Source organism: Klebsiella sp. ZJOU C1 (assembly GCF_035620215.1).
Taxonomy (GTDB): Bacteria; Pseudomonadota; Gammaproteobacteria; order Enterobacterales; family Enterobacteriaceae; genus Klebsiella; species Klebsiella variicola.
This window is the reverse complement of the sequence record NZ_CP141644.1, coordinates 4,579,161-4,593,782: the sequence shown is the minus strand read 5'-3', so window position 1 is coordinate 4,593,782 and position 14,622 is coordinate 4,579,161. Positions and strand designations below refer to the sequence as shown.

The following is a 14,622-nucleotide window of genomic DNA, read 5'->3' as shown; positions in this document are numbered from 1 at the left end:
CTCCTTAGCGGCACGCGGCCGACAGCTGGCTGAGCGCCTGCTGCTGACTCTCCGGCGGCAGACGATAATCGGCCACGCACTGAGCGTCCGGGCCATCGCCCCATTTCACTCGCACCTTGCCCGCCAGCGGCATCCCGCTCAGGTAGACCTGGCCGTTATCCGCGACGATGCTGCCGCTCTGGTTGCTGTCGCCGGTGGCGAGGGCGCCAAACGGCACCGGTTTGCCGCGATGGGTCAGCGTCATCAGGATCTTCATTCCCACCTGCGCGTTAAAGTTGGCGCGGACGATCGCCCCATGGGTCGGCACCACGCTGACCACTGCATCATCAAGGTCGACATTGTCTGCCAGGGTGTTGGTGTCCAGCGCGATCCGGTTTTCGCGATACTCGGTGGCATAGGGCAGGACGGCATACCCGCGCCAGTCGGTGCGTACCCCGGTCTGGTTTTCCACCTTCACGCCGCCGGCGCCGGGGGCTTTCACCAGCACCACGGTATCGTTCAACGGCTGGCTCAGGGTGATGCCGTTGGCGTGCGCCAGCACGCCGCCGCTGACCCCGTAGTAGAGCTGTTTAAAGCCGTCGCTGCGGCTGTAGCCGACGTTGGCGTTGCCGTAGCCGCCGCGGTAGTTGAGCGCCGTATAGCCTGTGCTCCCGCTGTCGCCGTTGCCGCCGCCCGCATAGCCGGTCTGCACGCTATAGCTGAGGTTGTTGTCTTCCAGCAGGGTGCCGTACAGGCCCGCCAGGTTAGTCATGCGGCCATTGAGATCGTGCGACAGGCTGTAGCTGGCGCTGGCGTGCCGCCAGACTGAGCGGCTATCGGAACGCAGCCAGTGGCTGAAGGGGATATTGACGTTGACCGCCAGCATCTGATCGCGCCCTTGCTGCCAGGCGTTTTTGGTCAGGCTGTAACTTAGCGACCAGTTGATATCGTCTACGGCGGCGTTGAGGCCGGCCTGCAGCTGCTCATCGGCATCGTCGGTGCCCCAGTAGGTCTGGTGGCTGCCGCTGAGATAGAGGGTGGCGGTGCGCCCCAGCTGCTGGGTCACGCTCAGTTGCACCTTGCCGCGCTTGCTGTAAGCCAGATTGTAGTAGTCGGTAAATTTGGGTTTCACCTGGATAACGCCGTCCTGAGTTTCCACACTGTAGCCGCTCATCCGGCGGTAGGTGGTATCGGCAAAGTTATAGTAGCCGCGGGTGGAGTAGCGGTAGCCCACCAGCTGCAGGTTAGTCCCGGTCTCATCCAGGGATTTGTTATAGAGGAAACGCACCGACTGTCCCTGATGCTCGCTGTCGTCCGCCAGCGTGGCGTTGGCCTGGGTGATATCCAGCGACAGGGCGCCGAAATAGCCCATGTTTTTCCCCACCCCAAGGTTAAAGGCGCGATAGCGGTCCGCCAGCTGAGTGCCGCCGTACAGGGTCCAGCCGGCCGGCAGGCCATGCATGGCCGTGCTCTGGAAAAAATCGGGCGTTTCCTGTTGGCTGTTGCCGCTGCGGTACTCCCCGGCGGTGAGGGCGAAGCGGGTATGGCCTTCACGCTGCAGCACCGGCACCGTTGACCAGGGCACGCTGAAGACCTGGCGGGAGCCATCCGCTTCTTTAATCGTGACCTGCAGATCGCCGCCATTGCCCGCGGCGTAGAGATCGTCGATGGTAAACGGCCCCGGCGGCACTGTGCTCTGGTAGATTTCATAGCCGTTTTGTTTGATTGACACCTGCGCCGTGCCGCGGGCGATCCCGTGGATCACCGGCGCGAAGCCTTTCTGGCTGTCCGGTAGCATATTGTCGTCCGAGGCCAGCTGGGCGCCGCGGAAGTTGATCCCGTCGAAGACATCGCCGTTGGTATAGCTGTCCCCGAGGGTCAGCCGCGAACGCAGAGGCGTGATGTCCCGCTCAAGCCAGCTGTTAACGTGCTGCCAGCGGTTTTCACTGGAGGAAGCGCTGCCGCTGCCGCTACTGTAGCTCCACGTGCTGTTATCGCGCAGACGCCAGGCGCCAACGTTCAGGCCGCTCTGCAGATTCAGATAGGCGTAACGGCTGCTGCCACCCGTGGTGTTATGGACGTTATTGCCCGTGAAGTTATAGTTAATCAGCCCGGCGGTGATACCGTTATCCCACAGCTCCGGCGGAATATAGCCGCGCGCGCGGGTGCCCATAAATGCCTGAGGCACGGTGAGATACAGACGCTGTTGGCCGACGTCGAAGCGTGTAGTGGCTTCGCTGATAAGCGTCGTTAGCGGCACGCAGGCTGCGCTGTCCAGCGTCGCCATGCCCGGCACCCGACCGGTATCCACGCCCATGCTCGCCAGCTGGCCGCGCGTCAGACAGGGCGACAAGCCATGGCCCTGAACGTCGGCCTGGAAAGTGACGTCCCGGGTGGTCATAAAACCATTGTTGAGATAAATATCGACGCGATAGGTGCCTGGCGGCACCTCCTGGCCTTTTTCAAATCCCGACAGGTCAGCCACCGCCGCCGGATCGTCAGCTAAGAAGCGGGGGTTAAAATAGAGGTCCGCCCGCGCGGCAAACGGCTGTGAGCAGAGCCACAGCGTCAGCGCCGGCGTAATCAGGCGCCGGGCGCTTCGGCAACCCCAATGGTCCAGTCCATATTTTCGATGTGACATAATCCCTCCGGTCCGACGTTGCCCGGCTGTCAGTGCTTCTGGTCATGCGCAGCGTGGCCCGCGCGGCGGGGTACTCTGGGTTAACGCAGTACGCCATTCATTTTCGGCGTCAGCGCGCCGTAATCGTTAATCGTGCGATAGGTGATGGTGCTCCCGGCATCCGCGGGCAGCTTGACGCTGGTTTTGCCCATCGGCGGCACGAGGGCGTTTTCCAGAATGCGCGTCCCGGCGTTCAGTTCGGTCACCGTCAGGTAATAAGGGGTGGGGTTCGTCAGCGTCAGCGACGATCCGCTGCGGCTAAAGGTCAGCTTTTCCGCTGCCTGATCCGGGGGCAGTGCCAGTTTTCCCGGACGGTAGTAGAGCTTGATGCGGCTGATAATCGCCAGCTGCAGGGTATTGTCGCTGAGCTTGGATTTATCCATCGAGGGGATCGCCTTCACGTTCATCCAGAACAGGCTTTCCCGATCCTGCGGCAGCTGGTTATTGGTGGCGTCGATAATGCGCAGGGTGTTCTCTTTTTTGCCCTGCATGGCAAACAGCGGGGGAGTGATGACAAACCGGCCGTCTCGCTGACCATCGGCATTTTCCACCCATGACTGTATAAGCCAGGTGCTGTTGTCGTCATTATTGGTCACCGCGAGCTGGACCTGCTTCTGTCCCGCCGGGTAGATAACCCGGGTCGCGCCCAGCGCGACGCCCGCCTGCGCGCTGGCGCTCAACGCACCGGCGACGAAAAGTAAACATCCCGCCAGTATGCCGCGTGTCGTCGTTGCCATTTTTCTCACGTTATCTCCTTGTCTGCTCACCGTGTTGTCCTGTTTGTCTGCGGATTAATTACTGATAGGTCAATGAGAACCAGGCCTGGGCGTTGGCCGCGCCGCCGGTGACCTGGCGTCCGGTCGCCCGATATTTGGCGACAAAATTGAGCGTCGTCGGTCCGCGGTAGAGCGGCACCCAGCGGTCGGGCGGACGATTGAGCGGCAGCTGCTGGCCCTGACTGTCGAACAGCGCAATGCCAATCCCGCTGGCGATCCCCGGGCCTTCGCCCACCGAGAGCACATCGGGATTTTTACCATCAGCCACGCCGTGAAATGCCACCCCCACATGCTGGCTGACTGCGGTACTGCAATCCTGTAAATGAATCGCGAAAGGGATCGGGTTACTGTCTTCGCCGACATCATGAAATCGGTTACTGCTGATCTGCCCCAGATTGACCGTCATCTGCCGATCGCCCGCTTCGACGCGACAGGAACTCGCCATAATCAGGCCCTGAAAACGCATGCTGCCCCCAGGCAGCGTGACGTTCCACTGATTACCGGCCAGGGCCAGCGGGGGTAGTAGCAGCAGCAGACCTGATTTCATTCCCTGCATCGTTTCACTCCAGTTGGAAATAGAGAGCGGGCCCTCCTGGCCCTGATTGCCTCCCTGCGTGGATCGGGCCTTACTCGTATTGCACTTTGAACGTGGCATCCGCGTTCGCCGTACCGGCGGTCGCTGCGCCGGTCGCGTAGTAACGCGCCTGGAACGGGATGATGTTGGTGCCGTCATTCAGCGTGGTCGCGGCACTGAAGGTGGCCCCGTCCAGCGCCAGCGGCGTGCCGGTGCTGTCGAGGATCTGCACGCCAACGTTGGTTGCACCGCCGGCGGCAGAGTTTTGCAGTGCCAGAACGGTGGTGTTGCTGCTGTCGATAGCGGTACCGGAGAAAGCGACAGAAGCTTTGGTCGCCACTGTGGTGTCGCAGTCATCCAGCTGAATGTTGAAACCGACGGAGGAGCTGGTGCTACCTGCGGTGGCAAGTTTCGCGGAACGCACCTGACCTAACTGGACGGTTTGATCGATAGAGCCGGCATCTACCGCACAGGCCGCATTGACGACTTCCCCTTTAAAATGCACTGTCCCGCCGTTGACCGTGGTGGTATCGGCCAGCGCCGCCGCGGAGCTCAGAGACAGGGCTGACACAACAACCATTGCCAGTGTTTTGATTTTCATACTGTTTTCCTTTGAACGATGTCGAAATAACGAACCGGATTGGCAGCCGATGTGCCTTCCAGGCATGTCAGATTTCAGCCGAGTAGTCAGGCTGCCGGCTCTGCACAGTTTTTACCCAACTGATGAGACAATTGGGGCCATTTTGACTCGTTGGGATAAATGATCTGTTTTTGGTTTTTGACTGGTTTATTTGTGGTTTTAAATTCTGTTTATTTGGCTTTTTGTGGGTATATAATCTGGAGTGGTGGGCGGGAGTGCAAAAGGAATAGCGATGGCGCTGGCGAAGGATCGCCGGTGCAACGGGAGTATGGTGGGAGAAAAGTGAGTGATTGCGTGATTAAAAATATATAATAATCAATAAACTATGATTTTTTCTGCAGAAATATAGCGCGGTGAGTTGCAAAACATTACAAAACATTTTTATGATATAAACAGTTTGGCCCCAATTGACCTGTTAGCAATTGATTTTATTGTATTAAATCAATCGCTTAAATCATTTTCCTTTGACAGGCCTTTTTCCTCTAAAAGATTATTTCTTTCCCAAATCCCGGCAAAACGCGCCGCATTGCTGGCAGTGTAGCGTACCGTGTGACGAATATTACGATGTCCCAGATAATCCTGTATCAAACGGGTATCTGTACCTCTTTCCGCCAGTTCATAGCCGCAGGCGTGACGCAGCATATGAGGGTGCGTGTGCGTAACGGTGCCCGCATTTTCACCGGCGGATCGAATAATACGATATGCCTGCTGGCGTGAGAGCGGCGTACCGCGACGAGAGATAAACAGCGCGTCGGTTTTTGCCGCCGCTTTCCAGCCGGCGCGGACCTGACTCCAGCGTTCGATTGCCTCGCGCTCATCAAAGCGCAGCGGATGAATAGTCGAAAAACCGTTCTTAAGCCGCCGCACATTGACCCGTCCTTCATGCAGATCCAGATCGTGATAGTGCAGATCCAGCAGTTCGCTGATGCGCATGCCGTGGCGAAAGGCAAGCAGGATGAGGCAGTAATCCCGTTCACCGGTTGGGCCCTGGCGAGCGGCCTGCATCATTGCCTGAACTTCTTTGGCGGTAAGAAAACGACGTCGGTTCACAATATTAGCTCCTGAAAAAAGGATGAATGACCGTCACGGCGAAACCTTACGCCATGACGAAAAGAATGCGTAATGCTAAAACGTTGTAGGGTGAAGTTGATTAACCACGAATAGATAGCACATTACATTGACTGATACTAAAAATATCGCCGGGCGATAATTCTTAATTTTAAAGATTTTAATCGTTGTCTCAATAGCCTCTCCAGATGTTATCGCCAGGTGCATAAAATAAAAGGATTTTTTTCTGGCGCACGTTGTCATTAAAAAAACGGTGCGGAAATTTTACTCGAGCAATAAATAATTCGGTCAAATCCAGAATGAACGCAGGGTTAAATTGACGCGGAGCTGGCAGGAATAAATAAGAACTTGCGGGAACAGTAATCATAATTAACGCAGGGTTAATGATAATAAATGTTATAATTTGCGAGCAGGTTGCGAGACAACGCCATCCTTGGCGTCAAGGTTATTGGATCAAAGACGATCGCTGTTTGTCGCGCGTATTGTCCCAGATGCCATAGAAACGTCCCGCGTTGCTGGCGGTATACCAGACGGTATGGCGGATATTGCGATGCCCAAGGTAATCCTGGATCAAACGGGTATCGATCCCCATATTGGCCAGCGCAAAGCCACAGGAGTGACGCAGCATGTGTGGGTGGATCTCCAGCGGTAATCCCGCCAGATCCCCTGATGAGGCGATAATCTGATAAAACTGCTGGCGAGAAAGGGGATTACCTTTGCGGGAGAGAAACAGCCATTCGCTGGCTGCCTGCGGCCAGCTGCTGCGAATGGCCAGCCATCGCTTTAGGGCGTGGATCTCTTTCTCCAGCAACGGATGGGTAGTTGAAAACCCCTTTTTGAGTCGATGGATGTAAACGCAGCGGGCAGCAAGGTCGATATCCGATATTCGTAGACGGCAGATCTCGCTGGCTCGCAGACCGTGAATGAAGCACAGTAATGTCAGGCAATAATTCCGTGCGGCATAGAGACCGGTATCGGCGGCTTTAAGTAAAGACTCGATCTCATTCTGAGTCAGGAAGTTCCTTTTTTTTATATCGGCGTTATTCGTCATGGTTTTCCCTTTTATTGCAGGCATATTTTTCTCTTTCCAGGCCTGCGTCAGGTCATTGTTAAATTCGACTGCCTTTTTATTTTGAAACGGCGTGCTGATAACGTTTTAATCTCATACGAAAGCGTTTCACCTGGTGAAGGCAAAATCTGAATGCTATCGCTGAGTGAGCGTGCGGTATCATAGGCTATCTCCATCGCCACCGATAAGGCGCCGCAAGCTGAAGGGTAAAGAAAGGGTTAGCGGGTTGAAGTGGCGTCGCTTTCCTGGTGGTTTCCACGTCCTGTACATCCCTGATCCTCTTGATGATGCCCGCATGATGATGAAGGCGCGGGCTTCCGGCCGCGGCAAGGCGGCCATCAATGCCGTCATGATTTATTGCCTGCCTGCTGGACATCATTGCGCCAGCAAACCAACCTCCCGCGCCAACAACCTTCGGGAATAGCATGAGAAATTTCTCAGACAGAATACAACTCTGCATCGTCTGGATAGCATTCACTGCAAAACTACAACAGTGATTAAACCATACTGCAAAAAGCCTGGGGATAATAGCCATTGTCTGTATGAGGGCACTTTACGCTGTATTTCAGTAATTCAGTTTAATCTAAAGCATGTGGTCGAAGTGGAGTGGTATCAGGCACGGTAAGCGCCAGTGGCGGCGATATTAGTGGGCTGGAAAAAAGGGGGATATGATGAGGACCGGGATACGGTCTGAGGGGGGCGCGGGAATATTCTGCGCTATGCTAAGAATAAGGCGCATGCCACAAATGTCAGCCAGACAACTGAAGTATGAGGGGACGTTAAAGGCTCCGGCGGTGGGAGGAATGACGTCCTGAAGACGCCGAAGCCTCAGTTTCACCATTTTTCGTCACGTGCTTCCTGGCGACCTTCGCGGCGGTTTTCCCGTTTATCGTGACGGCAGCTGGCGTTGCTTTGATTGTTATTGCGGACGCATTCCTGCTTGGTATCACGACCTTGCTCGCGGCTATCCTGTCGGATATCGCGGGCGTCCTGGCGTTTGTCGCCACGCCAGGTCGCCTGCGCCGAAAACGATGGCGCCAGCAGCGCGACGCAGACCAGGGCAAGTAAGCCTCTTTTCATGGAGATGGCCTTCTGTTTTTATAAACACAATAAATAATTAGCAGGTAATTATAAAATTATCATATAGCTTAAGTGAGGATGGCACAAAATGCGTCGCTGCCAGCGATAACGTTGTTTTTTATTAAATGAATTCGTCGTTTCTGATGTCTATGTTTTTATTGTGTTTTAATGCGATATAAGCAACATGACTTTTGGATGAGTCGTAGATATAATGAATTATTTGGCTTGATATTAGTCAAGTGAATTAAATACGTCTGTTGTGAATGATTAAGTCGCGTGCAATATTTACCGCATGAGTTTTTTCTCATCTCATAAGCCAAATGGATAAACAAATAAAAGGAACTATATTATGAAGCGTTTAACTGTTGCTGCAGCAGTCCTGTCCACCGTATTTATGAGTGCCGGTGCTTTTGCGGATACTGACCAGGGTGAAGTTATTATCACCGGACGCGTTGTGGGAACCACGTGTCAGTTTCTTGATGGCAACAACTCTACCACTATTACGATGAACCAGGTCGGGCAGGAAAGTCTTGCAAGTCTGGGTGCCGGCGCCACCTATACCGGCATTAAAAACAGCACCACGGTGCCATTAAAATTAAAATGTACCGGTGCTGCGCCGAAAATCAGCCTGGCACGTAACCAGTTTGATACCACTTACCCGAACATTACGAAAAATACCGTAGCGGGTGGCGCATCCGGCGTCGGCTTTGTGGTGACAGCGAATGACGCCGAACTAAACGCCAACTCGCTGATTCCTCTTAATGGGGATCCTGATGAAAACGGTGTATATACCATTGATTTTTCAGCACAGTATGCGGTGGTGGCCGCAGGTAACGCAGTCACCCAGGGCGATGTTGAGTCAACCCTTACGCTGACCGTGGTAACCGAGTGATGCTGTCACCCGGCGAGACGCAGGGCGTTCGCCGGGTCTCTGTTTACATGGAGTGAAAGAGATGAAAGGATTCATTCTGCTGCTACTGACCTTTTTCATTATCCCCGCGCAGGCGGGTATTGTGATCTATGGGACGCGCGTTATTTATCCGGCCGGTAAAAATGAGGTGATGGTGCAGTTAATGAATCGCGGCGATCGCGGCGCCCTGGTACAGGCGTGGATCGACGACGGTAATACTTCCATTGCCCCGGAAAATATCCGCGTACCTTTTCTTATTTCACCGCCGGTGGTGCGCGTCAGAGCCAATACCGGTCAGCAGCTTAAAATAAAAGCATTATCCAATACGTTACCGCAAAATCAGGAAAGTTTATTTTATTTGAATGTCCTCGATATCCCACCCAATGCCAGCGTGAATGATGGTAAAAATGTGGTGAAATTTGCGATCCAAAATCGAATTAAGTTGTTTTATCGCCCGGAAGGTGTCGCTGGCGTTACGCAGGCCAGTTTTCATCATTTAGACCTGCAGCAAAAAGGTAAAAATGTACTGCTTAAAAATAACAGCGCAAACTGGATTACGATCCCTGAAATTAAAGTGAATAATGTGAAAGGAAACAGTAAAGCCATTATGCTGGCGCCATTTTCACAGCAAATGATCACCCTCAGCGGCAGCGTTGCCAGACAGTACAAAATAACTCTTATTGATGATTATGGAAATTATATTAGTGATAGCATCAGCGTAAAATAAAAAGAGGTGGTTATGTTAAGGATGACATCACTGGCCCTGGCAATTATTGCATCATTATTTGCTGAAGCCCTGGCGGCAGAAGAGACCTTTGATACCAACTTTATGTTCGGCGGGATGAAAGGGGTCAAAGACAGTCACTATCAGTTTACAGATGACGCACCGATTGCGGGTGAATATAACCTGGATGTGTATGTCAATAACAAGTGGCGTGGGAAATATGACCTGACAGTGAAGGAGCAGCCAGGGGAAAGCTGCTTGTCACACTCCCAGCTGCAGCAGCTCGGTATTAAAGCCGAGAGGCTGGACAAAAAGGATCTGGCGCAATGCATCACGCTACGCGAGGCTGTGCAGGGGGGGAAATATCATTTTGATATCTCCACCCTGACCCTCGAGCTCACTGTCCCGCAGGCGTTTGTTAATGAGCTGGAGGCGGGCTATGCTTCCCCGGAAAGCTGGGACCGCGGGGTCAACGCCTTCTATACGTCCTATTATGCCAGTCAGTATTACAGCGATTATAAAAGCGCCGGGAATAACAAGAGTACCTTTGCCCGTTTTACCAGCGGTTTAAATCTCCTGGGATGGCAACTGCACTCTGACGCCAGCTATAACAATAATGATTCTGGCGCCGGTGAGTGGAAAAGTAACACCCTTTATCTGGAGCGAGGCTTCGGCGAGATAGAGAGTACGCTGCGCGCTGGCGATATGTACACATCAGGAGATATATTCGACACTGTGCGCTTTCGCGGGGTGCGCTTATATCGCGATATGCAGATGTTGCCCAACTCCAGACGCAACTTTACGCCGATCGTCCAGGGGATTGCGCAAAGCAATGCCCTGGTCACCATTGAGCAAAATGGCTTTGTCATTTATCAGAAAGAGGTGCCGCCCGGTCCCTTTGCCATCGCTGATTTACAGATGGCCGGCGGCGGGGCCGATCTTGACGTGAGCATCAGAGAAGCAGACGGGACGGTCACCAGCTATCTGGTTCCCTTTTCTTCCGTTCCCAATATGCTGCAGGCAGGCGTCTCGAAATACGATCTTGCTGTCGGACGCAGCCATATTGAGGGGGCCGATCGGCAGGCTGATTTTATCCAGGGGACCTATCAGTATGGTCTGAACAATCTGCTGACGCTGTATGGTGGTTCGATGCTGTCGAATCACTATTCGGCTTTTACCCTCGGGACGGGCTGGAATACCTGGCTCGGCGCTATTTCCGTCGATGCCACCCAGTCGCACAGCGAGCAGGATAACGGCACCTATGATGGACAAAGCTATCAGGTGGCTTACAGTAAATTCCTGACGCCAACCCAGACCCGTTTTGGCCTCGCGGCCTACCGCTATTCCAGCCGCGATTACCGCACCTTTAACGATCACGTGTGGGCGAAGAACAGAACCCACTATCACCGCGACGAAAATGATATCTACGATATTGCCGATTATTATCAATATGATTTCGGCAGGAAAAATTCCCTGTCGGCCAGTTTGAGTCAGGCGCTTCCGGCGGGCTATGGCGCGATTTCCCTGAGCGCCCTGTGGCGCGACTACTGGGGAAAAAGCGGCAGCAATAAAGATTATCAGCTCGGCTACTCGAATACCTGGCAGCGGCTGACCTATACGCTATCGGCCAGCCAAACCTATGACGAATATCATCACCAGGATAAGCGATTTAATCTTTATTTCTCCATTCCGTTCAGTTGGGGGGACGACCTGACCGCGCCGCGCCGTCGGTTGAATCTGTCTAACTCCACCACCTTCGATAACAGTGGCTTTGCCTCCAATAACACCGGACTGAACGGCATTGCCGGCTCGCGCGATCAGTTCAGCTACGGGGTTAATCTCAGTCATCAGCAGCAAAATAATGAAACCGCTGCCGGGGCCAACCTTACCTGGAATGCCCCGCTGGCCACACTGAGCGGAAGTTACAGCCAGTCGTCAAACTACACCCAGGCCAGCGGAAGCCTGTCCGGGGGCATGGTGCTCTGGTCCGGGGGCGTGAACCTGGCGAATCGGTTATCAGACACCTTCGCGATTTTGCAGGCGCCGGGGCTGGAGGGGGCTTATGTCAATGGTCAGAAATACCGCACCACCAACGGGAAAGGGATCGTGCTCTACGACAACCTCACGCCGTTCCGTGAAAACGCCCTGATGCTGGATGTGTCGGATTCCCACAGTACGACGGAACTGAAAGGCAACCGGAAAATGGTGGCTCCGTATCGGGGGGCTGTGGTGGTCAGCCACTTTGATACCGACCAGCGTAAGCCGTGGTTGATTCATGCCCGACAAGCCGCGGGTGAGCCGCTGCCGTTTGGTTATGAAATCGAGGATAACCGGGGGCAGAATGTCGGGGTCGTGGGCCAGGGCAGCTTATTATACATCCGCACGGATACTGTTCCGTCGACGCTGAAAGTGGCTGTTGATAAAGCAAATAATCAGTACTGCACGATCACCTTTAAACAAACCATTGATGAAGAGCAGACCTATGTCTGCCGGTAAAGGAATATTACGATGAGATGGCTACTGTTTCTGCTATTCACCTTCAGTACCTTTGGCGCCTGGGCGGGGAACTGCGACCTGAACACCAGTCATATCCAGAAAGGGATTGAGGGGTACGGTACCTATATTTTCAAACCCGTCACCCTCTCCGGTACTCTGGCGTTACGCGAAGGCACCTTTACCAATGATGACTGGCTGTTTGTTTGTCAGTCATTACAGAACGTCGTGATTACCCTGACAGGAGAAGCGCAGCACAGCACCGAGTATAATTTCCTGGTGGGCCACGAAAAATATAAAATTAAATTCGACCTGTCGCCGCATAATATTTCCGGCACCGATTTGACCGAAAAAATTCACTATAAATTGTCTGACATTTTTAATGATACCGCCTCGATTAGCTATGCCATCAGTAAGGGAGAGGTCGCAGGCAGGCCGGTGATCACCCCCGGTCAGCCCTTTACGGTAAGTTATAAACTCAATCTAAGGTATTGTCAGAATAAGGATAAAGAGTGCACCGATATCCCCATTACCTATATTTATCATATCATTTTGCAAATCAACGTGATGACCTGTGGTTTTGAGAATCCGACGACGGAAATCAACATGGGTGAATATAATTTCATCGATATTAAACAGGGAACTGTCGCGTACCGCCCGGAGGTGATCTATATCGACTGCCGCCAGGGAGAGTCCGGTGTACTGGAACTGACGCCGGGCAAGATTGAGTACTCGTTCAGGAGCGCATCGGGACTGAAAAACGGCCAGGTGTTAGCCAACGATGAGGAATTATCTGCCACCGGCGCCGGTGAGGTCGGGTTCCATATTCAGGATGCCAGCGGGGCGGATATCCAGTATGACAATGGCTACCTGTACGAAACGCCTCAGGAAGCCGTGCACGGCAAAAACCCAATTACCCTTAATATCAAGCCAATGAAGTATGGCGAGAATATACGTACCGGGGAGATGAAAAGCCGGGTCATCATCGTGGTCAACAATAACTAACCCCGCTTTGCCTGTCGACGCCAGCCCAGGCTAATGTTATCTCTATCTGTCAGGGGGCATACCGCTTCCCCTGGCCGACAGGGCAGGCAAACGGTTCGCCGCCCGGTGAGATAAACTCTTTACGCAATGGCATAATGATGAATACTCCGATTGCGCAGCGCGACTGGCGCCTGCTGGCGGCCGGGAGCGGCGGGCTCCTTCTGCTGGTGGCCGGCATCATGTTGCACAGCCACTGGGGTGATTTTCTCCAGTGGTGCCTCGCCACCCAAATAACCTTACATCGCTATCTGGTGATGTATCTTTACTGCTGAATAATCACCAGTACAGCGGCGGCGTCTGGCTGTTAGTGGGCGCCTTTCTCTACGGCGTGCTGCACGCCATCGGGCCGGGTCACGGCAAGTTTATCGTCACGACTTACCTGAGCACCAACCCGGAGAGCCTGATGGCGGCGCGGGTGGTGCCCTTTCTCGGCAGCCTGTTGCAGGGCGTCAGCGCCATCCTCTTTGTCTTTATTCTCGCGGTAGGACTGAATCTGGCCGCCGGCGATCTCAGCGTCAGCCGCTGGTACGTTGAGAAGATCAGCGCCCTGACCATCGGCGCCTTTGGAATTTACATTATCTTTCGCGCGCTGCAGAACCTGGGGCCGGGCAAGAGAGTGATTCGCGCCATGACGCCGGTGCATCAGCATGATGCCTCGTGCGGCTGCGGGCACCACGGCGTGGGGCACAACCTGCACGGCGCCGACTGGAAAACACGCCTTGGCGTGGTGCTGGCCATCGGCGCCCGCCCCTGCAGCGGGGCAATCATGATCTTGCTGTTCGCCAACGCGCTGGGGATTGTCAGCTGGGGCATCGCCGCGGTGATGACCATGGCGCTGGGCACCGGACTTTCGATCCTCGGTCTGTCACTGACGGTGCACTATGCCCGTCACCGTATGGCCAACAGGCTGACGGTGGGGAGTCGTCCGCGGCCCTGGCTGGTGCCGCTGGTGAAGATCCTCGGCGGGCTGGCGCTGATCCTCTTTGCCGCCGGGTTGTTTTTCACCGTGGTGCCGATCAGCGCCAACGGCGACTTTATCGCCGCCGGCTGTTAACGACTTTCCAGCAGGTGCATCAATACCCGCAGCGCCTGATCCAGTTGCAGGCGTTCGCTGTCACTGAGTCCTGCCAGCAGCTGCCGTTCATTATCGACATGTGTTTCCACCGCCTCATCGATCCGCTCACGCCCGACAGGAGTCAGGGCGACCAGCATACTGCGGGCATCCTCCGGGTTCGGCAGGCGGGTAATAAATCCGCGTTTCTCCAGCGCCTTCAGGCGATGAGTCATGGTGCCGGAGGTGATCATCAGCGTGGAGAAGAGCTGGGTCGGCGAAAGAGTGAAAGGGGGGCCGGCGCGGCGCAGCGTCGCCAGCATATCAAACTCCCAGCGCACCAGATCGTGGCGCGTAAAGGCCACTTCCACCTGCGGCTCCAGCAGCATGGCGCATCGTTTCAGGCGGCCTATCGGTCCCATTGGGCTGCAGTCCAGATCCGGTCGCTCCCGCTGCCACTGGGCGAGAATGCGATCCACGGCGTCGATCGCGGGTGATTTGTCCATCAGTGCTCACTTGTCTTGATATCAAGAT

At 54.5% G+C, this 14,622-nt stretch carries 13 protein-coding genes and 1 pseudogene; 6 read left to right on the top strand and 8 right to left on the bottom strand.

The window, feature by feature from the left end; translation table 11 throughout:
- Positions 1-4: 4 nt before the first annotated feature.
- The 6 genes from SPE70_RS21930 to fimB form a co-directional block, all read right to left on the bottom strand.
- Positions 5-2,620: a fimbrial biogenesis usher protein gene (locus tag SPE70_RS21930; RefSeq protein ID WP_032733789.1), complete on the bottom strand. Its 2,616-nt coding sequence runs from the start codon at positions 2,618-2,620 to the stop codon at positions 5-7.
- Positions 2,621-2,700: 80 nt separating this feature from the next.
- A complete protein-coding gene (locus SPE70_RS21925; protein ID WP_012540619.1) occupies positions 2,701-3,405 on the bottom strand; it encodes a fimbria/pilus periplasmic chaperone in 705 nt (234 codons plus the stop codon).
- 49 nt (positions 3,406-3,454) lie between these two features.
- Positions 3,455-3,991, bottom strand: coding sequence for a type 1 fimbrial minor subunit FimI (locus SPE70_RS21920; protein ID WP_012967260.1), 537 nt, complete (start codon positions 3,989-3,991; stop codon positions 3,455-3,457).
- Positions 3,992-4,061: 70 nt separating this feature from the next.
- Entirely contained in the window at positions 4,062-4,610 is a 549-nt protein-coding gene (gene fimA, locus SPE70_RS21915; protein ID WP_008806380.1) for a type 1 fimbrial major subunit FimA, read from the bottom strand.
- A gap of 480 nt (positions 4,611-5,090) precedes the next feature.
- Positions 5,091-5,699, bottom strand: a complete 609-nt coding sequence (fimE, locus tag SPE70_RS21910; protein ID WP_012540621.1) for a type 1 fimbria switch DNA invertase FimE — start codon at positions 5,697-5,699, stop codon at positions 5,091-5,093.
- A gap of 463 nt (positions 5,700-6,162) precedes the next feature.
- Positions 6,163-6,768, bottom strand: a complete 606-nt coding sequence (gene fimB, locus SPE70_RS21905; RefSeq protein ID WP_012967261.1) for a type 1 fimbria switch DNA invertase FimB — start codon at positions 6,766-6,768, stop codon at positions 6,163-6,165.
- Positions 6,769-7,012: 244 nt separating this feature from the next.
- On the opposite strand from fimB, the gene SPE70_RS21900 reads away from it, so the two are divergent.
- A complete protein-coding gene (locus tag SPE70_RS21900; protein ID WP_153242724.1) occupies positions 7,013-7,210 on the top strand; it encodes a hypothetical protein in 198 nt (65 codons plus the stop codon).
- A gap of 410 nt (positions 7,211-7,620) precedes the next feature.
- Here the strand turns inward: SPE70_RS21900 and SPE70_RS21895 are convergent, their stop codons facing one another.
- Complete coding sequence (locus SPE70_RS21895) at positions 7,621-7,866, bottom strand: hypothetical protein (RefSeq protein ID WP_008806377.1); 246 nt, start codon at positions 7,864-7,866, stop codon at positions 7,621-7,623.
- 349 nt (positions 7,867-8,215) lie between these two features.
- Between SPE70_RS21895 and yehD the strand changes: the two genes are divergently transcribed.
- From yehD to SPE70_RS21870, 5 genes and pseudogenes are all read left to right on the top strand, one after another.
- On the top strand, positions 8,216-8,758 hold the full coding sequence (gene yehD, locus SPE70_RS21890; RefSeq protein WP_008806376.1) for a fimbrial protein YehD: 543 nt from the start codon (positions 8,216-8,218) through the stop codon (positions 8,756-8,758).
- Between the two features lie 61 nt (positions 8,759-8,819).
- Positions 8,820-9,503: a fimbria/pilus periplasmic chaperone gene (locus SPE70_RS21885; protein ID WP_012540626.1), complete on the top strand. Its 684-nt coding sequence runs from the start codon at positions 8,820-8,822 to the stop codon at positions 9,501-9,503.
- 12 nt (positions 9,504-9,515) lie between these two features.
- A complete protein-coding gene (locus SPE70_RS21880; RefSeq protein ID WP_064170014.1) occupies positions 9,516-11,996 on the top strand; it encodes a fimbrial biogenesis outer membrane usher protein in 2,481 nt (826 codons plus the stop codon).
- Positions 11,997-12,008: 12 nt separating this feature from the next.
- A complete protein-coding gene (locus SPE70_RS21875; protein WP_012967263.1) occupies positions 12,009-12,998 on the top strand; it encodes a fimbrial protein in 990 nt (329 codons plus the stop codon).
- A gap of 137 nt (positions 12,999-13,135) precedes the next feature.
- Positions 13,136-14,091 (top strand): annotated as a pseudogene (locus tag SPE70_RS21870) (nickel/cobalt transporter).
- On the opposite strand, the gene SPE70_RS21865 reads toward SPE70_RS21870, so the two are convergent.
- Complete coding sequence (locus SPE70_RS21865) at positions 14,088-14,594, bottom strand: MarR family winged helix-turn-helix transcriptional regulator (RefSeq protein ID WP_012540630.1); 507 nt, start codon at positions 14,592-14,594, stop codon at positions 14,088-14,090. The pseudogene SPE70_RS21870 and the gene SPE70_RS21865 overlap by 4 nt on opposite strands.
- Positions 14,595-14,622 lie beyond the last annotated feature (28 nt).

What these genes read in the sequence shown, in the direction of transcription:
- SPE70_RS21930 (WP_032733789.1), bottom strand. Translation starts at nt 2,620, where the DNA reads ATGTCACATCGAAAATATGGACTGGACCATTGGGGTTGCCGAAGCGCC.
- fimA (WP_008806380.1), bottom strand. Translation starts at nt 4,610, where the DNA reads ATGAAAATCAAAACACTGGCAATGGTTGTTGTGTCAGCCCTGTCTCTG.
- SPE70_RS21885 (WP_012540626.1), top strand. Translation starts at nt 8,820, where the DNA reads ATGAAAGGATTCATTCTGCTGCTACTGACCTTTTTCATTATCCCCGCG.
- SPE70_RS21895 (WP_008806377.1), bottom strand. Translation starts at nt 7,866, where the DNA reads ATGAAAAGAGGCTTACTTGCCCTGGTCTGCGTCGCGCTGCTGGCGCCA.
- SPE70_RS21880 (WP_064170014.1), top strand. Translation starts at nt 9,516, where the DNA reads ATGTTAAGGATGACATCACTGGCCCTGGCAATTATTGCATCATTATTT.
- SPE70_RS21920 (WP_012967260.1), bottom strand. Translation starts at nt 3,991, where the DNA reads ATGCAGGGAATGAAATCAGGTCTGCTGCTGCTACTACCCCCGCTGGCC.
- SPE70_RS21875 (WP_012967263.1), top strand. Translation starts at nt 12,009, where the DNA reads ATGAGATGGCTACTGTTTCTGCTATTCACCTTCAGTACCTTTGGCGCC.
- fimB (WP_012967261.1), bottom strand. Translation starts at nt 6,768, where the DNA reads ATGACGAATAACGCCGATATAAAAAAAAGGAACTTCCTGACTCAGAAT.
- SPE70_RS21865 (WP_012540630.1), bottom strand. Translation starts at nt 14,594, where the DNA reads ATGGACAAATCACCCGCGATCGACGCCGTGGATCGCATTCTCGCCCAG.
- yehD (WP_008806376.1), top strand. Translation starts at nt 8,216, where the DNA reads ATGAAGCGTTTAACTGTTGCTGCAGCAGTCCTGTCCACCGTATTTATG.